Genomic DNA, 20,620 nt, shown 5'->3' on the forward strand with positions numbered 1-20,620 from the left:
GTTGGTTGGTTGATTTATGGTGTGGTTTCAAGAGGCTTGCGCAGCAACGAAGTGCCCGTCGCTCACAGCCCTAAGCGTCACGGGGGCCGGTTCATTGCCTACAGCGCGCAAACCGCTGGGGATTTCGCCCTCTAGCGGCGGCCGCGAGGGGCGAACGCCGGGGTTGAGGACTGGCACCGCGGACAAAAGCCTTTTGGTGTAGGGATGTTGCGGATTTTCAAAGACCTGTTGGCGGCTGCCGATCTCGACGATCTGACCCAGATACATGACAGCGACACGGTGGCTGATCCGTTCGACCACAGCCATGTCATGGGTGATAAAGAGGTAAGACAGCCCTTGTTCGGCTTGCAACTGCATCAAAAGATTGACCACCTGCGCTTGCACACTGACATCAAGCGCCGAGACGGCCTCGTCCGCGATGATCAGGCTGGGATCACAGGCCAGCGCGCGGGCGATACACAGGCGTTGGCGTTGCCCACCAGAAAACTGATGCGGATAGCGCCCTGCGTGCTCTGCCGGCAAGCCAACCTTCACCAGCAAGTCGGCAACCTTGTCCTTTGCTTCGGCCTTTGATGTCACAAGACCATGGACCAAGGCGGGTTCGATCAGGCTCTCCCCGACTGGCTTGCGCGGGTTAAGCGAGCCGTAAGGATCTTGAAAGACGTATTGTGTCTGCTTGCGAAACGCTTTGCGGTCCTCAGTCGGCAGCGAAAAGATATCCTGCCCGTGAAAGCGCATCGCGCCTGACACTGGTTCCTGCAATTGCTGGATCGTTTTACCGACGGTCGACTTGCCGCTACCCGATTCCCCGACAAGCGCCAGCGTTTCGCCTGGGTAGATGTTGAACGACAGCTTTTCGGCGGCATGGACGCGGTGGGTGACGCGACTGAGGAGCCCGCCCCGAATATCAAACCGCACCGTCAAATCTTCGATTTCCAGAACCGGTTTGCTGCGGTCAACCGGTTTGGCGGGGGCCGCCGCAGGCGCGTTCTCTTGGCCCGGGATGTCAAATAGCTTTGGCATCGTTGTGCCCGTCATCGAGCCAATCCGCGGCACAGCGGCCAAAAGCTCTTGCGTATAGGGTTCCTTGGGGTGGCTCAGCACCTCTGTCACGCCACCTGCTTCGATAGGTTTGCTCGCCTTCATCACCAGCACGTCATCGGCCATTTCCGACACCACACCCATGTCATGACTGATAAAGATCACCGAGGTCTGCATTTCGGCCTGAAGATCGCGGATGATGTGTAGGATTTGCGCCTGAATGGTCACATCCAGTGCGGTTGTCGGCTCGTCCGCAATCAGGATTTTTGGCTGACAGCACAGCGCCATGGCGATCATCACCCGCTGGCGCATGCCACCAGAAAGCTGGTGGGGATAAGAATCGAGCAACCGCTTGGCGTTCGGGAGGCGCACAAGGTCGAGAAACTCTTGCGCTTTCTTGCGTGCATCATTGCGCGACAAACACTGGTGGAGCGCAAGCGTTTCCCCCATCTGCGAACCAATCGTGTAGACTGGATTGAGCGATGTCATTGGCTCTTGAAAGATCATCGCGATCTCATTGCCGCGTATTTTGCGAAGCTCGGCCTCAGTCAGATGGTCGAGATTGACGCGCCGCCCCAAAACATCACTTTGAAACAGTATCTCACCACCCGCGACCCGCCCGCCCAAGTGTTTTAGCAAGCCAAGGACCGCCAGTGACGTGATCGACTTGCCCGAACCGGATTCACCAACAATGGCGAGGGTGCGATTGTGCGCAATATCAAAGGAAACACCATCAACCACCCGCGCGGCGGTGGGGCCTTCTCCGAAGGTGACACTCAGGTCACGGACGGAAAGCAAAGGCGTATTCGAAGCGGTAATGTCAGGCATAGTGGTCTCCTTCTCAATCGGCTTTGGCAGAGCGTGCGGTTAATGCAGCCGTGAGGGTTTCGATGCAGATCGCGATTGCATCGGTTGTCATGCCCAAACTCATAGAGGCCGAATGCCGCTTGCGATCTTGCATCTTCGCGATATTGGCAGGGGTCTGAGGGACGTGAATGAAACCTGCCAGCGTTTGCAGGCCTCGTTTCTCAATCACATGCGCCGTGGTATAGAGCATCTGGTTGCACAGATGCGTTCCGGCGCTGAATGAAACCGATGCGGGGATACCCGCGGCATTCATCGCGTTGACCATCTCAGCATTTGGCAGCGTCGCGTTATACCCCACCGGCCCGTCAGAAATGATCGGCGATAGGTTGACCTGCGCGCCGGAATTGTCGGGCACGTCAAAATGGCGCCAGTTTACGCCTACCATTTCCGTCTGGATGATTGCGGCTTCGGAGACGCCGATACCAACCCAAGCATCGGGCTGGTGTTTATCCAACAACGCCTGAATGCTTGCTGATAGGTCATCAGAATGGACAGGCATCACATGGCCGATTACCTCGCAACCGGCCCAATCGCGTTTGCCAAGCTCACCGACAATTTGCGCTGCGGGGTTGTCTTCGGCCTTTGCCCAAGCGCCGTAACCGGCGACAAGAATTCGTGGTAGCTGCACCCTGCATCCTTCCTAACCAAAATATTAACTAACTTTTTTGGCGACCGAGTTGATGCAATCAAGTCATTTTGATACATAAGAGAATGTGAAAATGTTATATGTGGTCGAAACAAATGATGAAACATAGGCAGGTCGAAGCGTTCCGATATGTGATGCAGACAGGCACGACGGCACAGGCTGCCAAACTGATGTCAGTGACCCAACCCGCGGTCAGTCGTCTCGTCGCTGATCTGGAATATCATTTAAAATTCAAGCTGTTCGAGCGCCGCATGGGGCGTTTGCACCCCACCGCAGAAGCAACGCAATTCTATGCGGCGGTCGACAGTTTTTTCATCGGAATTGAGCAGCTAGAGCACTCTGCCCAACAGTTGCGCGACCAGTCTGCGACCCCACTCAAGATCTGCGCCACGCCCGCACTTTCGACAAGTATTGTGCCAAAGGCGATTTCGCGTTTTCGCAAACTGCACACCAATGTAGCAATCGAACTTGAATCCGCATCCTATTCGAAGATCGCGTTAAAACTGCGAACGCAACAAACCAATCTGGGAATCACGCATGCTTTCCCTGACTTGCCTGGATTGACGCAAGAACCTGTGCTGTCCGTGCCCCATGTCTGCGCCATGCACGAGTCTCATCCACTGGCAGCAAAAGACGTCATCGTCCCGCAGGACCTAGAAGGCGAGAACGTTTTACGCATTCTGTCCGAAGCAGATGTGGACTGGGATGCAACAACTGGTGTGCTCGAAGGCTTCGGCGTTCAGTTCTATTCAAATATCGCCACGCAGAGTTCTCACGCGGGGTATGCCCTCATCGCAGAAAATCTTGCCCTCGGGTTGATTGAGCCTTTCGCCGCGCATTCGTGGCTGCGCAATAACGTGGTGACCCGCCCGTTCGAACCTCAGGTGGATTATACCTATGTGGTCGCCCTGCCGGAGTTTCAGCCCGTCTCACGTATGGTGAAAGAATTTATAGCCGTCTTGCGCGTGACCGCAGCGTCTTTTGGCACAGCCGGGTTGGACGCCGAGTAAGACCGACCGCCCTAAACGGGAAGCCCGTCAAACTGCGCAAGGGTAACGCCACTGTCCACCAATGCACGGCGAACCTCGGATGCAATGCGGACTGCCGACGGGGTGTCACCATGAAGGCAGATCGTATCAATGCGCGTTTCGATGCGTTTACCGCTATTGGTGATGATAGCCCCCTCGCCGACCATTTTGGCCATGCGGCGGCCTGCCTCGTCCGGATCATGGATCACGGCACCAGATAGCGCGCGATCGACCAAGGTTGCGTCATCATTATAGGCCCGATCCGCAAAGATTTCACAGGCCACTTTGCATCCCAAAGAAGATGCAGCACGCTGCTGCGCTGTGCCAGCTAAGACCATGATGATGAGATCTGGAGCTAGGTCGAGTGCGGCCTCATAGCAGGCTTTGGCCATCGCCTCATCCTCAGATGCCATATTTGCCAATGCGCCATGCAGCTTGAGGTGGCGTACCGCGCCGCCTGCGGCCCTCGCCATCGCCTGAGCTGCACCAATTTGGTAGCGCACCAAATTTTGAAGGGAACCCGTAGCAAAGTTCATTCGCTGCCGTCCGAACCCGTGTAGATCAGGAAACCCAGGATGCGCGCCAATGCCAACGCCTTTTTGCGCCGCCGCCTTCATTGTTGCGGCCATCACATCCCAATCCCCCGCATGAAACCCGCAGGCGACATTGGCCGAGGTCACAATATCCAGCAAGGCCGCGTCATCGCCCATTTTCCAAGCGCCATAACTTTCGCCCATGTCGGCATTCAGATCGACTGTTTGGGTCATGTCATTTCCTCAAGCTTTCGTTTCCGGCGACCACCCCATCGATCAGATTGTATGACAGCAGATCGCGCATAAGGCGCGGATCGCGGATCAACGGGCGACAAGATTTGTCCAACTCTACCCGCCGTTTGGCCTCGGCGCGTTCCAGCTCTATGGCCTCATCGATCTCGATGAAACGGAACTGCAGTTCCGCCCCCGCAGGTGCCTGCGCCACACGTGGTAGGTCGCAGGGCAGAACCGTGCCGATCCGAGGGTAACCGCCCGTGGTCTGGCATTCGACCATCAGCACAAAGGGCATACCATCACCCGTGACCTGAATGTCGCCCGGCAACACAATTTCGGACACCACGTTGCGCCCACCTTCAATGTGATAACCCCCACCTTGAGGGGTCAGCGCCACACCCATCCTGTTTGCGCGCGCGGCACGGCGCAGCGGTTCGGATTGTAAGCGGTCAAGCGTGGCCTTCTCAAAAAGATGTGTTTGAAAGCTGTGGGTAAGGCGAACCGCACCGCCGTGAAAACGGTCTTCTGGCTCTATCATCCTGTTTGTTTCGCATCCTGCATCGGTGCCAATAGCCAGATCTTCGCCATCCTGTATCAACGCGCCGATTCCAGCAGAAAGATGCGCAGACGCGGCGCCCAAAAACGGTTCTGCAACAAATCCGCCGCCAACATGCAGATACCCGTAACAGCCCGCAGTGGCCGCGCCGATGGATAGACGCGCTCCAGCTGGCAGCCAATGCGACGCGTTCCACACCACCGCTTCACCGTCGATCGTGACGCGCATAGGTGCCCCCGTGAGGGCGATGCGCGTGTCCTCGCTGGCTTGAAACTCCCCGCCCAGCGCCGCCATTTCCAACGCGAGCGTATTTGCAGGCTGGCCAAGCAGCGCCGCGCCCTCGGCCAGCGCCAGCCTATCAGCTGCCCCCCCACGCGACAGGCCAAGCGCCAAGTGACCAGCGCGCCCCATGTCCTGCAATGTCATGCTGGGGCCAGCGCGTAAGATCGATAGTTTGGCGTTCATTTGATTATCTCGTAGGTTGCGCCGCCGTTGGGGTCGCTGCGCATGTTGTTTAATGACGCGGCATCTGTGGCAATGAACTGGACCTCGTCACCGGGGCGTAAAAGGATCGGTTCGTCCACCTCGGGTTGGAATAGATTGATTGCCGTTTGGCCGACATGTTGCCAGCCTGTTGGCGCAGACACACCAAACAACACAAATTGCTGGATCGCCACGACCAACGCCCCCTGTGGGACGCGTTCGGTAAGTTTGCTTTGGCGCGGTATATCCCACGCTTTTGGTAATTCGCCCAGATAAGGCTGACCGGGCGCAAAACCGAGCGCCTGCACGCGCACACGCGCGTCCGAAAGGGAGGTGATCGCCTCAGCCTCGCTCATCCCTGCGGCTGTGGCGGCCTGCCCAAGTTGCGGCGCCAGATCGCCGCCATAGACCGTTGGAATACGCCAGAACCTCCGCCCCGCTGGCAAGGCCGCATCGAACCAATTGCGGCCTTTGGCCAAGGTTTCGACCTTGGCCTTAATAACGCCATGCGGCAGCTGCAACGGATCAAAGCGGACAAAACAAGACACCAGCGTCGACGATGTCTCCTCGACACCGTCCCAACCTTCAGCTTCGAGCGCGGCACGAAAGGCCAAGGCAGCACGGTTGGCAGGTTCACTTAACCTGTCACCAAAGCTGATCAAAAGACCGTCTACACCACCCAGACGGACCATGGGGAATTCAGGGGATGGATGGGTCACATCTGCTCCGGCAGGTAGGTCACGATAGAGGGGAAGATCACGATCAGTATCAATGCAATGACCATCAGAAAGAAGAACGGCAGCGCGGCACGGGCGACAGTCAAAATATCCCGCCCTGTGAGCGATTGAAGCACGAACAGGTTAAAACCAACTGGCGGGGTGATCTGGCTCATCTCGACCACGATCACCAGAAAGATGCCAAACCACAGCGGATCGATCCCCGCCTGCTGCACCATCGGCATGATGACCGAGGCCGTCAAAACCACAACAGAAATCCCATCAAGAAAGCAGCCAAGGATCACAAAGAAAACCGTTAGTGCGGCCAGAAGAGTAAAGGTCGACAGGCCCATGGTACCGATCCATTCGGCAAGGATGCGTGGGATGCCTGTAAAGCCCATGGCGACGGTCAGGAAAGACGCCCCCGCCAGAATAAAGCCGATCATGCAGGACGTGACGGTCGCGCCCATTAGGCCGTCTATAAAACTCGCGCGCGTCAGGGTGCCAGTGCTCCACGACAGCACCAGCGCCAACACGACCCCAACGGCAGCAGCATCCGTAGGCGAAGCAATACCCGCATAGATCGAGCCGATCACGCCGCTGATCAGCAACATGACGGGAAGCAAACGCCGCGAGCGGCGCAGCTTCTCGCGGAAGGTGGCTGAGATGTCCTCCATTGGGAGAGTGTCGCGATTCATCATGGCCCAAATGGCGACATAACCAACAAAAAGAGTCACCAACAGAACACCCGGCAGAACACCTGCGATAAACAGCCGCGCGATGGATTGCTCGGTCGCCACGCCATAGACGATCAGGATGATTGACGGCGGGATCAACAGCCCCAGCGTCGCCGAGCCAGCCAAGGTCCCGATCACCATCTTTTCAGGATAACCGCGCCGCGACAGTTCGGGGATCGAAAGTTTACCAATGGTCGCGGCCGTTGCAGCCGACGATCCAGACACCGCAGCAAAGATACCGCAAGCAAAGACGTTGACGTGCAACAACTGGCCTGGCAGGCGGTTCATCCACGGCGAAAGACCGGTGAACATATCGTCTGAAAGGCGTGACCGGAACAGGATTTCACCCATCCAGATAAACAGCGGCAGCGCGGCCAAAGCCCAAGAGTTTGAATGCCCCCACATGGTCGTCGCCATAACAAGGCCCAGCGGCGCATCGGTGAACAGTGCCATCGCAGCAATACCCACACCCAGCAGTGAAAAAGCAACCCAAAGCCCCGCGCCAAGAAAGGCAAACAGAAGCACAATTAGAATAATCGAAAGGACAGCAACAGACATGGTTCGGGTTCCTATTCGCTTAGCAGGTTTTCGCCCTTGCCGTCCCAAGACGCAGGGCGACCGCGCAAAAGACCGACCAATTCGTCGAGCAAGGCAATGGTGAGAATAATCAGGCCAAACGCGACGGGCAGTTGCGGCAACCAAAGCGGAACAGAGACCATGCCAGACGACCGGTCGCCATATTCAAAGGACTCGTAAACCAGCAGGAGTATATACCCGCTCGCATAGGCGCTCATCGCGAGGGCAACAGCGACGACAATGATTTCAACACCGCGTTGCGCGCGCGCCGGAAGGCGGGTCAGCAGCAGCGTTACGCGAATATGCCCGCCCGCTCGCAGCGCATAGGCCAGCGCCAGAAAGGTAGACGCCGCTAAAAAGAAACCTGTGAAATCAGCATAAGACGGGATCGTCAGCCCAAGGCCAGCGCCGGTAATGGCTGCGGCGACCTTATCTGCAAGGTTCAGACAGACTTGAACAAAGACAACGCCAACGATGGCCACAATGAATGCGGCAGCCAACCCGCCTGATATTTGGTAAAGATAGTCCAAGGTACGCCGCATCGTCGGTTCCCTTCAGGTTAAGGTTAGGTCGGGCACGGTGATGCGCCCGACCTGTAGGATTACTGCTCGTAGGCGCTCAGCAATGCGGCACCGGCTTCGCCTGCTTTTGCGGACCAGTTTTCCAGCATCTGCGCACCGATCTCGCGCAGCCCTGTCATCAGTTCCTCGGATGGCTCGACGACAGTGATGCCGTTTTCGGCCAGAACCGCAGTTTGCGCTTTGGTTTCTGAACGGCTCATTTCCCACCCGCGGGTTTCCGCTGCGGCGGCTGCCTCAAGAACGGCGGCCTGAGTGGCGTCATCCAGACGGCGGAAAGAGCGGGTGTTCACCACCACAACGTTCTTGGGAATCCAGGCCTGAATGTCGGTGTAATGCGTCAGGAAATCCCAAGCTTTGGAATTAACGCCTGTCGAGGGCGACGTGATCATCGCCTCAACACGGCCCGTGCTGAACGCTTGTGGAATATCTGGCACTTCAACCTGCGTCGGAGCCGCACCTGCAAGGTTGGCGAACTCTTCGAGGGTGGCGTTATAAGTGCGGAACTTTAGGCCAGCGAGGTCTTCAACCGAGGTGATCGCGCTGGTGGTATAAAGGCCCTGTGGTGGCCACGGAACAGCATAGAGCACCATCATGCCCTGCTCTTTCAACAACTCGGAAATAACATCTTTCTGAGCGGCCCATAGTTTTTCCGCATCATCATAGTTGGTGGCAAGGAACGGCAGCGAGTCCGCGCCAAAGGCCGGATTTTCATTTGCCAGCAACGACAGGAAAAACTCGCCAATCGGTACCTGACCGCTGCGCACTGCGCGGCTGATCTCGGGGTGCTTAAATAGCGACGCCGCTGAATGGACGTTAATTTCAAGCGCGCCATCCGTTGCAGTGGCCACATCAGAGGCAAATTCACTGATGTTGACTGTGTGGAAGGTCGCGTCGGGGTAAGGCGTTGGCATGTCCCAGGTTTCAGCCTGTGCGCTAATGGCCAGCCCAGCCAGAGCAGCGGCCGTGCCGCCAAGAATTCGTGAAATGAGCATCGTTGTCTCCCTGTTTTTGTTGGATGCAGGCAAACTTACATTACGCTTGCATTTCGTCAACGTTTTATAATCGTATTGGATGAGCAGAGGTTATGCCTATTGAAATATCGAGGAAATATGGACATCATATGCTAAAATTATCAGAGAGATGCGTGTGAAGAGAGCCATCAATGACAGACAAATCCTCCGCTAACCGTCGAATCGTCTCTTCGCGCCACCTAGCCGAAGGCGAGGGCTGGGAGTTGTCAGAGCTTGAATTTGGTCTGATCGTCGGGTTCAACGCATTCTCGCGGTGGGTCACGCGCTGCATGGCGGCTGCGGGCCAGCCCGACCTCAGCCCCCTCGAAATTCTGATCCTGCATAACGTCAACCATCGGGACAGGGATAAACGGCTCACCGACATCTGTTTTCTGCTCAACATCGAAGACAGCCACACGGTGAACTATGCCCTGCGCAAACTGCTAAAGGCCGAGCTGATCGTATCCGAGAAACGGGGCAAAGAAGTCTTTTACCGGACATCGGCAACCGGAATCGCGCTGTGCGAGGCTTACCGCGATGTGCGGCGGCAATGCCTGTTGGAGGGGCTATCCCCCACGGATATGAGCGGCACCGAGTTGCGCGAACTGGCCCGTATGTTACGCGCTCTGTCTGGCCACTATGACCAAGCCAGCCGCGCCGCCGCATCGCTTTGAAAGCGTTATTTGCTTCGGGTCTCGGCCTCTTGCCATTGCAAGAATGCCTTCCTTAATTGCTGTAGGGAGAGCAATGCCAAGCGTCAGGCAAATGGACAAGCTTGAATGGCCTTTCAAAATCAACCGAATTGTTTCCGCTTTGCGCGGGACAAGATATCTTTCGCAAAGCCTTCCAATGGCGCGCGCTGCTCGGATAAAGCCGCGATGTTATTTGAACTCCGCGCCCACATGTGTCGGAATGCTGTGGCAAATAGTGGGTAAACAGGCCGAAGCCGCGCGACAACATCGACAACAGCAGGCGAGATCGTTCTTGCCGCACAAGATTACGGCTGGACGGTCGACGATCTGCGTGGTGATCTAGGCGAGCTGTCTGCTGGAAAATGCCCGATACCTGATAGGGACCGGCCCCTCTTTTTTCGCTCTGTTGATTTAGGTCTTGTAGACATTGCCATCGCCCATGCCATCTATCGCGCCGCTTGCGCCCCTAAATAGGAACCACACTATGCACATCGAACCTTTTGGCGTCGAAATTTGGATGAACGAGTGGGAGACCAAATGCGAGTGGAATTTGGCCGAGACCTGTGTAGAGAGCCTGACGATTGACGAATTGCTGACCCTTGCGGGCAAGAATGACGCCGACCTGTCGGACCTTCTTTCGATGAAAATGACCTACGGCGCGATTGAGGGGTCGATGCGTCTGCGCCGCGCAATTTGCGCACTTTATGAGAAGCAAAAGGCCGAGAATATGGTCATCACACACGGCACAATCGGGGCCAATATGTTGGTACATAAGGCCATGGTTTCTGCGGGTGATCGGGTTGTCGCTGTTGTGCCGACCTATCAGCAGCACTATTCGATCCCCGCTAGCATTGGCGCTAAAGTACATCATCTGCAATTGCGCGAAGACAACGGATTTCTTCCAGACCTAGAGGAATTGCGCACGCTTGTTACGCCCGACACCAAACTGATTGCGATCAACAATCCCAACAACCCGACCGGCGCATTGATGGACCGCGAGATGCTGGAAGCCATTGCGTCGATTGCCCGCGCAGTGGGGGCTTGGGTGCTTTGTGACGAGGTTTATCGCGGCACAAACCAACAGGGTTTGGGTGCGACCATTTCGATGGCCGATGTTTATGAAAAAGGGATCAGCACCGCCAGCGTATCCAAGGCCTTTGCGCTTGCGGGTCTGCGCCTTGGGTGGATCGCAGCACCGCGCGAGGTGATAGATGCCGTTTCAATCCACCGCGATTACGACACCATTTCTATCGGGATGATCAACGATCATTTCGCAACGCTTGCGCTGGAAAATAGCGACAAAGTGCTAGGACGCAGTCAAACGATTACACGTGGCAACCTTGCGATACTGGATGCATGGGTTGCCCAGGAACCCAAAATCAGTTGGGTCAAGCCAAAATCAGGCACCACGGCCTTGCTAAAGTTCGACCTGCCGATGACATCTCGGGACTTCTGTATCGCTTTGTTGAAAGAAACAGGCGTCATGCTCACCCCCGGCTCGGCGCTGAATATGGAAGGTTACGTGCGGATTGGCTATGCGAATAACCCTGCGATCTTGAAAGAAGGGCTAAAGCTTGTCTCTGCTTTCTTGGCGAAACAAGCCTGAGCTCAAGAAGCATGAAAAAGAAATGTTATGCCCGCCTCAATATGCGCGGCACTCGTCACGCCTGTAACATCGTCATAGGACGTTGATATTCCAAAGCTGGCAAAGCTGACGGGACAAGTGCTCTTTTGAGCGCAATTTTGCGTCAAAACGGAAATCATGTATCATTGTTTCAATGCTGGTTCCCCAAAAGAAATTTCAAAACACTCAACTTGAATAAGGAAAAAGGAATTTAGATGTCCATTTTACCCCTCCCCATCGAAGAGCAAGTCGATGAGATTATTTCGCAGCTTGATCATATTTTCCCCCCAGCCAAAGGTGAACGCCTTACAGCAACCGGCCGAGAGATACTGATCGTTCAAACGTCACAATTTTTCACAGCAGGGCACGCAACGAACGGTGTCGCTGGAAGTCAGGGCTATATTCGATTGCTGGGGTCGCCTTCGCCAAGCTCGCAAGTCACGAATGGCTACATACGGTTCGTCCCTCCGGATCAGATCCGAACGCCAACCTATAGTACTGAACGGAAGCAGATCAATATTTGGACCGACCAAAGCAACCTGCCTATGACCTTGGCTCAGATGGCGCATTCGCAACGTTATCTTTGGGTCGGCTTTTTTGGTGCGCACACATATGGAGACCTGCATTCAGCGCCCTAGAACCCGACCTAAATCACGCCGCCAAAGTTGCAGTCTTGAACTTGTCTATGATCATTGTTCGGGAGATCGAATTGGTAAATGGATATGACAATTTGGGCCTGCTTTTGACGCGCTTCGGAGTGATCAGGTGACACCCATCGGAACCTGTTGCGCTTCGCCCCACTGTCTGGGCGATTGGCCATACATGCGCTTGAACTCTCGGCTGAATTGCGAGGGGCTGACGTAGCCCACGCCTATTGCCGCCTCGTTCACTGTCATGCCGCCTGCAATCTTCATGGCAGCGTTGTTAAGGCGCATTGATTTCACGAATTGGATCGGGGCCATTGTTGTGACTTGTTTGAACTTGCGATGAAACACCGCGCGGCTCATGCCTGCTCGGGTTGCCATATCGTCAATCGAAATTGGCTGGTCCAGATGGGACGAGACATGCGAGATGGAGCGCGCGATGGCGTTGCCAGCGCCAAAGGCCTGACGCGCAAACGCGCCCGCTTCCCCCTGAAGGACCGCATAGTACAACTCGCGCAGCCTTGCATCCCCAAGCACGGCTGCATCCGTTGGGTTTGCCCCTAGCTGTAACAACCGTAATAGCGCATCGGTGAAACTCTCATCCCACTCTGCCAGTCGAATACCCTGCACGCGCAAATCGCCCTTGATCACGGGGAGCGCGCCGCCAACATTTTCCATCTCAAGCACCAGTTCCGCCATGACCCGTTGGTTTAGGGAAATGAAAACACCATAGAGAGGATTATCTGTGGATGCCTTAGGTGTTCCAGCTTTCACTGGCATCGACATGGGGCAACATAAGTATCGGTTGTCGTCGTAGACATATCTGTGACCATCCAAAACGGCTTCCTTAGAACCGCTGACAATGGCAACGATGCTGGGTTCATACACAGCCGGCACACAAGGGATCGCCTGTGTGGCCCGAAACATGCGCACACCCTTAATGCCGGATTCAGTCAAACCGTCTTGGCTGGTACGGCTTTCGATAAGCTGTCTGATACGTTGTTTGCTCATACGGCCAATTTAATGCGGCGGAAATCGCGCTGACAACCCAACTGATACAATCAGGCAAGTATTCAAGACAATTCCGCCTATTTTCAACAGACAGCGAGAGTTATCTACAATCCCAAGACACCACCACGAACCCTGCGGCTAGAACGCCGACGTCAAAAGGAGCAACACAATGGCAGATACGACATTCGGACCCAAAGGTTGGACACCAGAACGCCTTGGGTCTCTTACAGGCAAAACTTACTTAATCACCGGCGCCAACGCAGGCGCTGGTTTTCAGGCCGCGCGCAGCTTTTTGTCAAAGGGTGCAAAGGTGGTGATGCTGAACCGTAGCGCAGACAAATCCAACGCCGCCATTAAAGAACTGAAGGAAGAGTTTGGCCCAAATGCCGATGTGCGCTTCATACGTATGGACCTGTCTGATCTGGCAAGCGTGCGCGCAGCTGCAGCTGAGGTGAACAATACTGTTTCGCAGATTGACGCGCTGATCTGCAACGCGGCTATCGCCCAAGTGCCGAAACAAAAGTTCACCGTTGATGGGTTCGAGAGCCAGCTTGGCACTAATCACTACGGCCATTTCGTGTTGTGCGGGATGTTGTTTGACAGGATCGAAGCCAGCAAAGGACGCATCGTCGTTGTCGCCAGTCTCGGCTATAACTTGGGGATCAAAACCATCCAGTTCGATGACATAAATTGGGACAAAAACTACAGCGCCAATCCCGTTTATAGCCAAAGCAAGTTGGCCCAGATGATGTTTGCCTATGAGTTGCAAGATCGTCTGAAAAGGACTGGCAAAGATGTTCAGGTCTATGTCTGCCACCCCGGCGCTTCGGCGACCTCCCTGATAAGCACAAGCGGGGGGCTTCTGACGCGGTTGACGTGGTGGTTTATCAGTAAGACGCCTATGGTTCAAACCGCCGAGAAAGGTGCCTACCCCGAGATCATGTGCGCGACTGAAGATGGGCTGGAACAACGCGCGCTTTATGGCCCCACAGGTTTGATGCAAACGGGTGGTCCGGTTGGGAAAGGCACGCTAAATCCCCACGCTTATGACAAAGCGGTCATGGAAAAGCTTTGGGAAGTCTCTGAACAGGCCACCGGATTCAGATGGGCCATATGATGTTCCACCGCAAAAGCTGAGCTTCAGGCCTCGTTTACCTGCCCAACAGTGTCGTGTTGCTTGGCCCGTTCGTTCACTTTGACCCAGACAGCGCGTTTTCCAGAAACCGGACAACTTTTCCAATCTGCTCTTCGCGCTCTTTCAACTCTTCGATTTTACGCTGGATGACGGCGCGCGCGACCTCGCGGTCGCAACTCTCTGCGGTGGCCTCCACAATTGAGCGCAGGTCAGCAACTGACATGCCTGCTTCTCGTGCGCCTGCGAAAAATTGAAGCCAAACGAGGCTGTCGTCTTTGTAATTGCGATAGCTATTCGTCTCACTGTCGCCGACGGTCGAAGTGATCAGGCCATTTCGTTCGTAAAACCGGATTGTATCCCGACTAACGCCAGATTTCTGTGCAAGTTCGCCAATGCGCATCGCTAAATCCTAAACCGTGGACAATGGTCTATTGTTTTTATTTCCGTTTCGTTTACATGCATCCAAGAACATCAAAATGCAATCAAATTAGCTACTGGGGCATCGCACATGACAAAACGTATTATTATCGTCGGTGGGGGTTATGTTGGTGTACAACTGGCCAAAGCGATGGACTCAAAGGCCGAGGTGACACTGATTGAACCTCGCAGCCATTTCGTCCACGCCCCTGCGATGATCCGCGCGGTTGTTGACCCGCAAATTCTGGATCAAGGTTTGATCCCCTATGATGATTTGCTCAAAAACGGCCAAGTCCTGCGCGCCCGCGCCCATAGCATAACCTCCGCGGGAGTCACTCTTGACGACGGAACTGAGGTGCTTGGCGATTACATCGTTGTCGCGACAGGCTCTAACAATGCGACGCCCTTCAAACCGACCAGTGACAGCATCGAAGCCTTTCGGGCGGATAACGCGCGCATTCACGCGATGCTGGAGGCCGCGCAAAGCGTCGCCATTGTTGGCGCAGGGGCGGTCGGGACAGAATTGGCCGGTGAAATTGCGCATTTCATGCCGGACAAAAAGGTCACGTTGATTTCGTCAGAGCCGTCGCTGTTTCCGACCATGCCATCGAAGCTTGGGACAACCCTATTCGGTAAACTCAATGATGCTGGCGTGACGACGATCTTTGGTGTGCGCGCCGAAAACCTTGAGAGCCTAACAGAACCCTATTCTGGCGCGCTGGAACTGAATAACGGTGACAAAATTGCCGCTGATCTGATCTTCCCCGTTATCGGGTCTCGTGCCTCATCCGCCATTCTGGACACGCTGCCCGGCATCTCCAAAGGGGGTGCAAATAGGGTCAAGACAGACCCGTGGCTGCGCCCCTCTGATCTGCCAAACGTCTTTGCAGCAGGAGATGTGGCAGAGTCCGGAGATGCGATGACAATCGTCGCCGTAAGCCGCCAGACACCTTGGCTGGAAAAGATGCTGACGTCACTGATCAACGGCAAAAAGGTCGAGGAAACGGCCAAATACAAGCCGTGGGGCAAGGCGCCTTTCCTAGTCCCTCTCGGGCCGCTGAAAGGCAGTTCTTTCCTCGTCTTATTCACCGCAGGTGATTTGATGACCCGCCTCATGAAGGGCAAGGATCTGTTTGTCTCCAAATACCGCAAGATGCTGAACAGGACCTAAGGCGAGGAACTCACTCTCGGGACCAATCTGAGTTTTTGATACGACCTCGATTGGCAAAGCAGACGCAGAAATGGGCTCATTGTCACTCTTGGCCAGCCCTATGGTTTGGCGGGTTTCGCAACCACGCCAGAGTTGGGCCGCAAAAAACCTGCAGTGACGGCAGCGATCGCCACCATCGCAGTCGCCGTGCCCAACATAAGGGTCAGCCCGCCAATCTGATAGGTCACGCCCGACAGAACCGTGCCTGCCAAACGCCCGCCTGCATTGGCCATATAATAGAATCCCACGTCCATCGTGACCCGTTCAGTCTCGGTAAAGGCAAGGATCAGATAGGAATGCAGCGCCGAGTTCACCGCGAACACCCCTCCAAATACAAGCAGACCAATCACAAGTGACATGGTGAGCCATGTCTGCGGCTCTGAGGCAGAAAAGGCGACGGCGGTCAGAAGGGCTGGCACCGCCGCCAAAGCCCACGCCCAAGCGCGTGCGACACCGATCAAATCGGCCTCGGTGCGGGTACTGGCACGTAACAAACGAGGCGCTGCCGCTTGCACCGCGCCATAAAGAATGGTCCAGATCGCCATGAATGTGCCGATCAAGAAAAACGCAGTGCGATTACCCTCTGTCGTGCCATCGGACAGCACGGCGTAGAAATAAATTGGAATACCAACGACAAACCACACGTCCCGCGCCCCAAACAGGAACACCCGCGCGAGCGACAGCCAGTTCACATTCGCCGATTTCGAAAAGACTTCGGAAAACTTCGCCCCCTTCCGCCCTTTTGGCAGCCCCGCAGGCATCGCGATCAGCACCACCACGAGAATGGCGAAAAGAACCGCCGCCATTCCAAGCACCGCAATTTGGAACCCGAACATTGCGAGAAGTGCCGCCCCTAGCAAAAAGCCAAGCCCCTTCACCGCATTCTTAGAGCCCGTCAGCAGGGCCACCCAGCGGAACAACCCGTCCCCCTCTTGAGGCGCCAGAAACTTGACGGCGGATTTGGAAGACATCTTGGCCAGATCCTTGGCCACGCCGCTTGCGCCCTGTACCAGCATAACAAAGGCTACCGAGGCTCCGATCGCCCATGTTGGGTCCAGTTGCGTCAGCGCCAAAAGCGCGAGCACCTGAATGCCCAACCCCGCATAGAGGGTCGAGGTCAACCCAAACCGCGCCGCGATCCAGCCAGCCGCCAGATTGGTAACCATGCCCGCGATCTCGTAGAGCACAAAGAGATAGGCCAGCTGCACAGAGCTGAACCCCAACGTGTGGAAATGCAGCAGCACCAGCATCCTGAGCGCCCCATCGGTGAGCATGAACGCCCAATAGGCAGCAGTGACAGCGATATAGGCTAACAGACCTTCGGGGCGGGAGCCGGTTTCAGTCACAGGCTGTCCCCGACCATAAACGCCACATCGACAAGGCGATGAGCATAGCCCATTTCATTGTCATACCAAGCATAGATTTTCACCTGCGTTCCGTTGATGACCATTGTGGAGAGCGCATCGACGATGCTGGAGCGTTCGTCGTTGGTATAATCTGTTGAGACCAACGGGCGTTCCTCATATCCAAGGATACCGGCAAGCGGCCCCTCTGAAGCTGTTTTGAACAAGGCATTGACCTCTTCAGACGTCGTCTCGCGTTCAACCTCAAACACGCAATCGGTCAGCGATGCGTTCAAAAGCGGGACACGGACAGCGTGGCCGTTCAAACGCCCCGTTAGCTCGGGGTAAATCAGAGTGATGGCCGTTGCACTGCCCGTTGTCGTCGGGATAAGTGAGTTCAGCGCCGAGCGGGCGCGGCGAAGATCTTTTGCTGGTCGGTCCACAATGGTTTGGGTGTTCGTCACATCGTGGATGGTGGTGATCGAACCGTGCTTGATGCCCAGATTCTCATGGATCACTTTCACCACGGGGGCGAGGCAATTTGTTGTGCAACTGGCCGCGGTCACAATGCGATGCTCTGCCGGATCATAGGTATCGTGGTTCACACCGTAGACGATGTTGGCCGCATCGCCGTCCTTCACAGGGGCCGAGACAACAACCTTTTTTACGCCAGCATCGAAATACGGCGCGATCTTTGCTTCGGTCTTGAACACCCCCGTACAGTCGATCACCACATCAACACCTTCAAGCGGCAGGTCGGCAATGTCGCGCGTCCCGATGAACGGGATGCGGGTGCCGTCGATGGTGATGCTCTCCTCATCATAGGAAAAATCCGCCTGCCACCGCCCATGCACGGTGTCGAACTCTAGCAAATGCGCATGCATCTCAGGGTCACCAACCGCGTCGTTGATCCATGCAATCTGCGCGCCGCGCGCAAGCAGAGGCTTTAGGGCAAGTTTTCCGATACGGCCAAGGCCATTGAGGGCATAAACGGTCATGTTGCAGGTCCTTTTTCTTGTGACTGAGCCAGATCATCGACAGCCTTTTGCAAAGACATACGGTCCAGCGATGCGATGGGCAGGCCCGTAAAGCCCGTCATTCGATTACGAAGCGCGCCATAGGTCTGATGGAACGCAAGGTTCTTTTCCGCGTCAGAGCCTTCGACCTTTACCGGATCGGGCAACCCCCAATGGGCGGTAACAGGTTGGCCCTGCCATGACGGGCATTCCTCGTTCGCGGCGCCGTTACAGACAGTAAAGATGAAATCGAATTTGGGGGCATCGGGTGTTTGGAACTCCGAGATGTTTTTCGAGCGCAACACCGACACGTCATGGCCCTTCTGTTCCAGCACCTCAACCGCGAAGGGATTCAACTCCGAGCGGGGTTTGGTGCCTGCTGAATAGGCTACAAACCGATCCCCCGCCATGTCACGCAGAATGGATTCAGCAAAGATCGATCGCGCTGAATTTCCGGTGCAGATGAAAAGGGCATTGAACTTACGGTCACTCATGGCGGTTTCTCCGAATGAGGTTGGATAAAGGTCGGGCGAACAGATGTCGGGGCGGCCTCGGCAGCAGTCGATGATGAGATAATCGATGGTCTCGCGGGCCGCCTGCATGTGGATGGCATAGCGCAGGGATGTCCCGACGCGCTCTTGCGTCACCAGACCTGCGTGCATCAACGCATTCACGTAAGTGGACAGCGTGTTAGGCTTGATCATGAGGGCTTGCGCCAACTCAGTCGCAGGAACGCGATCGGGATAGCGACGCATGAGCAGCCGAAACAGGGCCAGCCGCTGCGGGTGGCCTAGGGTTGAGAGGCGGGTGAGAATCATTTCTTCCATAATTCGTGAATATGTGAATTATGAATTTTCACCAAGTGAAGGTTTTATGACAACGTCCGTTTTCTACGATGTCCGATGAAACGAAGCCGCCATAGCCGCAAACCACGCGCAGCGGGATTTACCCTTTTGTATCTGCGGCCAGATACAGACAGCGGAGAGCAAAAGGTTTGGCATCAACCCTCTTTCGTTCCAGAAAATCAGCAGACGGAACGCGCCTTTTGAACAACTGCTAAGAATGGCGATGGTTCAGCTTGGCGTGCCTGCTGAACTTCAACGACCAATTGCTGCTCATACGCAAAGGCCTGCGCGATTTCGGCCAATGCAGAGACTGCAATCAGGTCGGCATTTCGCAGCGAAGGGACAAGGCCAATTGGCCCCCGAATGCGCTGCTGATCCCGTTCAGAAATACCCCTGTCAGCCAACTGGGCAAGCCGCGCCGCGTGCGTACGCTGGCTGCCTAACGCCCCGATAAATCCAGCTGTGGTAGCCAGCGCCGCGACAAGAAATGCAGGTTCCCAATCATGATCGTGAAACAGAGTTAAAAATCCACTGGTTGCGTCCAGTTCCAGCGCAGTGATGCCTTGTTGAGAGGTCACATGCGTTGGTGGTTTATTACAGTAGGCTGTGATCGCATCGAGGTCATGGAGGTCGGGGGAAAAGGCCGTCACATCAAACCCGATCGCATGTGCAATTTTGGCGGTCGCGCGAAAAATTGCACCCCGTCCAGCAAGGGTCAGCGCCACCTTGGGCTGATAGGCAATCGTGATCGGGGCAAGAGCCCCCCCTGCCGTTTCAGGGAAGAACGTCAGGGTTGCAGGCGCACGTGCCAGCAAGGCGTTGTAGGCCTCCACAAGTGCCGCGGTATCGGGTGCGGGGTCGATCCACACCGACAATGCCCCGCCGCACGGCAAAGTCAGATCACGGAAGGGAGACCCATCACCATACCGCAACAAACGGGCTGAACCCGACCGCAAGCATTCCAACGCTTGAAGCAGGATATCCTGATCAATGCAGCCATTAGACATATAGCCCGTCATTTCGCCGGCATCATTGACGACAGCCAGTGATCCCAGATCACGTGCACTGCCGCCCTTGATATCCACCGACGTAATCAACACAAAACGCTGCCCTGTTCGCACATAGGCCGCAACCTGCGCCAAAACTTCGACCGCATGGTCATGATATGTGATGGGGTTAACCAACGGTTTCGCCATCCAGCACTTCGGCAAATTTCTTAAAGAACTTGGCCGCGAGTTTTTTCGATGTGCTCTGAATGAGCCGGCTGCCCAGTTGCGCCAGCTTACCGCCGATTTGCGCCTTGGCGTCATAGGTCAGAATCGTGGTGTCACCCTCGGCCACCAGCGTGACATCCGCGCCGCCTTTGGCATGCCCCGCAGCGCCGCCACTGCCTTCTCCGGTGAGGGAAAACGCGTCTGGAGCGCCACTTTTGTCCAGCGTGACATTACCGCCGAAACGCGCCTTTACGGGCCCGACTTTCAGCAAAATTTTTGCTTCTAGCTCAGTATCGGAATGTTGGATCAATTCTTCGCACCCTGGAATGCATTCGCGCAGGATATCGGGATCGTTCAATGCTTCGTAAACGCGGGTCATTGGCGCATTGATGGTGATTTCGTCTTTAAGTTCCATGTTTTCTCTTTCTAACAGCAGGGAAATTTTACGGAGGCAAGTGTTT

The 20,620-nt window shown here is 55.6% G+C and carries 21 protein-coding genes; 6 read left to right on the top strand and 15 right to left on the bottom strand.

The annotated features are described in order from the left end of the window. Nucleotides 1-27: 27 nt before the first annotated feature. The gene (locus tag Z948_RS0105250; protein ID WP_025058521.1) at nt 28-1,869 is read right to left on the bottom strand and encodes an ABC transporter ATP-binding protein; all 1,842 of its coding nucleotides are present in this window, start codon (nt 1,867-1,869) and stop codon (nt 28-30) included. Nucleotides 1,870-1,882: 13 nt separating this feature from the next. Beyond that, nucleotides 1,883-2,536, bottom strand: coding sequence for a pyroglutamyl-peptidase I (locus Z948_RS17830; protein ID WP_025058522.1), 654 nt, complete (start codon nt 2,534-2,536; stop codon nt 1,883-1,885). A 98-nt stretch (nt 2,537-2,634) separates the two neighbouring features. On the opposite strand from Z948_RS17830, the gene Z948_RS0105260 reads away from it, so the two are divergent. Then, nucleotides 2,635-3,564, top strand: a complete 930-nt coding sequence (locus Z948_RS0105260) for a LysR substrate-binding domain-containing protein (protein WP_052033160.1) — start codon at nt 2,635-2,637, stop codon at nt 3,562-3,564. 11 nt (nt 3,565-3,575) lie between these two features. Here Z948_RS0105260 and Z948_RS0105265 read toward each other — a convergent pair whose 3' ends face one another. Genes Z948_RS0105265 through Z948_RS0105290 form a run of 6 tightly spaced genes read right to left on the bottom strand, consistent with a single transcriptional unit; the run spans nt 3,576 to nt 8,990 of the window. After that, nucleotides 3,576-4,349 (bottom strand): LamB/YcsF family protein, encoded by a 774-nt coding sequence (locus Z948_RS0105265; RefSeq protein WP_025058524.1) that lies wholly within the window; start codon nt 4,347-4,349, stop codon nt 3,576-3,578. Nucleotide 4,350: 1 nt separating this feature from the next. Beyond that, nucleotides 4,351-5,370 (bottom strand): 5-oxoprolinase subunit C family protein, encoded by a 1,020-nt coding sequence (locus Z948_RS0105270; RefSeq protein ID WP_025058525.1) that lies wholly within the window; start codon nt 5,368-5,370, stop codon nt 4,351-4,353. Then, nucleotides 5,367-6,080, bottom strand: a complete 714-nt coding sequence (locus Z948_RS0105275) for a 5-oxoprolinase subunit B family protein (protein ID WP_037952104.1) — start codon at nt 6,078-6,080, stop codon at nt 5,367-5,369. Before Z948_RS0105275 ends, Z948_RS0105270 begins: the two co-directional genes overlap by 4 nt. Nucleotides 6,081-6,103: 23 nt before the next feature. Beyond that, nucleotides 6,104-7,399: a TRAP transporter large permease gene (locus Z948_RS0105280; protein WP_025058527.1), complete on the bottom strand. Its 1,296-nt coding sequence runs from the start codon at nt 7,397-7,399 to the stop codon at nt 6,104-6,106. A gap of 11 nt (nt 7,400-7,410) precedes the next feature. Further along, on the bottom strand, nt 7,411-7,959 hold the full coding sequence (locus Z948_RS0105285) for a TRAP transporter small permease (protein WP_025058528.1): 549 nt from the start codon (nt 7,957-7,959) through the stop codon (nt 7,411-7,413). Nucleotides 7,960-8,018: 59 nt separating this feature from the next. After that, nucleotides 8,019-8,990: a TRAP transporter substrate-binding protein gene (locus Z948_RS0105290; RefSeq protein WP_025058529.1), complete on the bottom strand. Its 972-nt coding sequence runs from the start codon at nt 8,988-8,990 to the stop codon at nt 8,019-8,021. 170 nt (nt 8,991-9,160) lie between these two features. Here Z948_RS0105290 and Z948_RS0105295 point away from each other — a divergent pair, with 170 nt between their 5' ends. From Z948_RS0105295 to Z948_RS0105310, 3 genes are all read left to right on the top strand, one after another. Then, on the top strand, nt 9,161-9,682 hold the full coding sequence (locus Z948_RS0105295) for a winged helix DNA-binding protein (protein ID WP_025058530.1): 522 nt from the start codon (nt 9,161-9,163) through the stop codon (nt 9,680-9,682). Nucleotides 9,683-10,184: 502 nt separating this feature from the next. Further along, entirely contained in the window at nt 10,185-11,306 is a 1,122-nt protein-coding gene (locus Z948_RS0105305; RefSeq protein ID WP_025058531.1) for an aminotransferase, read from the top strand. Nucleotides 11,307-11,539: 233 nt separating this feature from the next. Then, entirely contained in the window at nt 11,540-11,962 is a 423-nt protein-coding gene (locus tag Z948_RS0105310) for a hypothetical protein (RefSeq protein ID WP_025058532.1), read from the top strand. A 123-nt stretch (nt 11,963-12,085) separates the two neighbouring features. Here Z948_RS0105310 and Z948_RS0105315 read toward each other — a convergent pair whose 3' ends face one another. Then, a complete protein-coding gene (locus tag Z948_RS0105315; RefSeq protein WP_025058533.1) occupies nt 12,086-12,979 on the bottom strand; it encodes an AraC family transcriptional regulator in 894 nt (297 codons plus the stop codon). Nucleotides 12,980-13,148: 169 nt separating this feature from the next. On the opposite strand from Z948_RS0105315, the gene Z948_RS0105320 reads away from it, so the two are divergent. Further along, nucleotides 13,149-14,096, top strand: coding sequence for an SDR family oxidoreductase (locus Z948_RS0105320; RefSeq protein ID WP_025058534.1), 948 nt, complete (start codon nt 13,149-13,151; stop codon nt 14,094-14,096). Nucleotides 14,097-14,169: 73 nt separating this feature from the next. Here the strand turns inward: Z948_RS0105320 and Z948_RS0105325 are convergent, their stop codons facing one another. Next, nucleotides 14,170-14,514 (bottom strand): MerR family transcriptional regulator, encoded by a 345-nt coding sequence (locus Z948_RS0105325; RefSeq protein ID WP_025058535.1) that lies wholly within the window; start codon nt 14,512-14,514, stop codon nt 14,170-14,172. 81 nt (nt 14,515-14,595) lie between these two features. Between Z948_RS0105325 and Z948_RS0105330 the strand changes: the two genes are divergently transcribed. Further along, nucleotides 14,596-15,702 carry an NAD(P)/FAD-dependent oxidoreductase gene (locus tag Z948_RS0105330; RefSeq protein WP_255209615.1) on the top strand — a complete coding sequence of 369 codons (1,107 nt, stop codon included), beginning with the start codon at nt 14,596-14,598 and terminating at the stop codon, nt 15,700-15,702. 98 nt (nt 15,703-15,800) lie between these two features. Here Z948_RS0105330 and arsJ read toward each other — a convergent pair whose 3' ends face one another. The 5 genes from arsJ to Z948_RS0105355 all read right to left on the bottom strand — a co-directional run bounded on the left by arsJ (nt 15,801) and on the right by Z948_RS0105355 (nt 20,574). Then, the gene (arsJ, locus tag Z948_RS0105335) at nt 15,801-17,087 is read right to left on the bottom strand and encodes an organoarsenical effux MFS transporter ArsJ (RefSeq protein WP_025058537.1); all 1,287 of its coding nucleotides are present in this window, start codon (nt 17,085-17,087) and stop codon (nt 15,801-15,803) included. Further along, entirely contained in the window at nt 17,084-18,082 is a 999-nt protein-coding gene (locus Z948_RS0105340; RefSeq protein WP_025058538.1) for an ArsJ-associated glyceraldehyde-3-phosphate dehydrogenase, read from the bottom strand. The genes arsJ and Z948_RS0105340 overlap by 4 nt, the downstream gene beginning before the upstream one ends. Continuing rightward, nucleotides 18,079-18,927, bottom strand: coding sequence for an arsenate reductase/protein-tyrosine-phosphatase family protein (locus tag Z948_RS0105345; RefSeq protein WP_025058539.1), 849 nt, complete (start codon nt 18,925-18,927; stop codon nt 18,079-18,081). Before Z948_RS0105345 ends, Z948_RS0105340 begins: the two co-directional genes overlap by 4 nt. Nucleotides 18,928-19,124: 197 nt before the next feature. Continuing rightward, entirely contained in the window at nt 19,125-20,141 is a 1,017-nt protein-coding gene (locus tag Z948_RS0105350; RefSeq protein ID WP_025058540.1) for an XdhC family protein, read from the bottom strand. Beyond that, nucleotides 20,122-20,574: an SRPBCC family protein gene (locus tag Z948_RS0105355; protein WP_025058541.1), complete on the bottom strand. Its 453-nt coding sequence runs from the start codon at nt 20,572-20,574 to the stop codon at nt 20,122-20,124. The genes Z948_RS0105350 and Z948_RS0105355 overlap by 20 nt, the downstream gene beginning before the upstream one ends. Between the last annotated feature and the right edge of the window lie 46 nt (nt 20,575-20,620).

The organism is Sulfitobacter donghicola DSW-25 = KCTC 12864 = JCM 14565 (assembly GCF_000622405.1).
Lineage (GTDB): Bacteria > Pseudomonadota > Alphaproteobacteria > Rhodobacterales > Rhodobacteraceae > Sulfitobacter > Sulfitobacter donghicola.

Coding starts and splice junctions, on each gene's coding strand:
- Z948_RS0105250 (WP_025058521.1), bottom strand. CDS start 1,869: ATGCCTGACATTACCGCTTCGAATACGCCTTTGCTTTCCGTCCGTGAC.
- Z948_RS0105260 (WP_052033160.1), top strand. CDS start 2,635: ATGTGGTCGAAACAAATGATGAAACATAGGCAGGTCGAAGCGTTCCGA.
- Z948_RS0105265 (WP_025058524.1), bottom strand. CDS start 4,349: ATGACCCAAACAGTCGATCTGAATGCCGACATGGGCGAAAGTTATGGC.
- Z948_RS0105270 (WP_025058525.1), bottom strand. CDS start 5,370: ATGAACGCCAAACTATCGATCTTACGCGCTGGCCCCAGCATGACATTG.
- Z948_RS0105275 (WP_037952104.1), bottom strand. CDS start 6,080: ATGGTCCGTCTGGGTGGTGTAGACGGTCTTTTGATCAGCTTTGGTGAC.
- Z948_RS0105280 (WP_025058527.1), bottom strand. CDS start 7,399: ATGTCTGTTGCTGTCCTTTCGATTATTCTAATTGTGCTTCTGTTTGCC.
- Z948_RS0105285 (WP_025058528.1), bottom strand. CDS start 7,959: ATGCGGCGTACCTTGGACTATCTTTACCAAATATCAGGCGGGTTGGCT.
- Z948_RS0105290 (WP_025058529.1), bottom strand. CDS start 8,990: ATGCTCATTTCACGAATTCTTGGCGGCACGGCCGCTGCTCTGGCTGGG.
- Z948_RS0105295 (WP_025058530.1), top strand. CDS start 9,161: ATGACAGACAAATCCTCCGCTAACCGTCGAATCGTCTCTTCGCGCCAC.
- Z948_RS0105305 (WP_025058531.1), top strand. CDS start 10,185: ATGCACATCGAACCTTTTGGCGTCGAAATTTGGATGAACGAGTGGGAG.
- Z948_RS0105310 (WP_025058532.1), top strand. CDS start 11,540: ATGTCCATTTTACCCCTCCCCATCGAAGAGCAAGTCGATGAGATTATT.
- Z948_RS0105315 (WP_025058533.1), bottom strand. CDS start 12,979: ATGAGCAAACAACGTATCAGACAGCTTATCGAAAGCCGTACCAGCCAA.
- Z948_RS0105320 (WP_025058534.1), top strand. CDS start 13,149: ATGGCAGATACGACATTCGGACCCAAAGGTTGGACACCAGAACGCCTT.
- Z948_RS0105325 (WP_025058535.1), bottom strand. CDS start 14,514: ATGCGCATTGGCGAACTTGCACAGAAATCTGGCGTTAGTCGGGATACA.
- Z948_RS0105340 (WP_025058538.1), bottom strand. CDS start 18,082: ATGACCGTTTATGCCCTCAATGGCCTTGGCCGTATCGGAAAACTTGCC.
- Z948_RS0105345 (WP_025058539.1), bottom strand. CDS start 18,927: ATGGAAGAAATGATTCTCACCCGCCTCTCAACCCTAGGCCACCCGCAG.
- Z948_RS0105350 (WP_025058540.1), bottom strand. CDS start 20,141: ATGGCGAAACCGTTGGTTAACCCCATCACATATCATGACCATGCGGTC.
- Z948_RS0105355 (WP_025058541.1), bottom strand. CDS start 20,574: ATGGAACTTAAAGACGAAATCACCATCAATGCGCCAATGACCCGCGTT.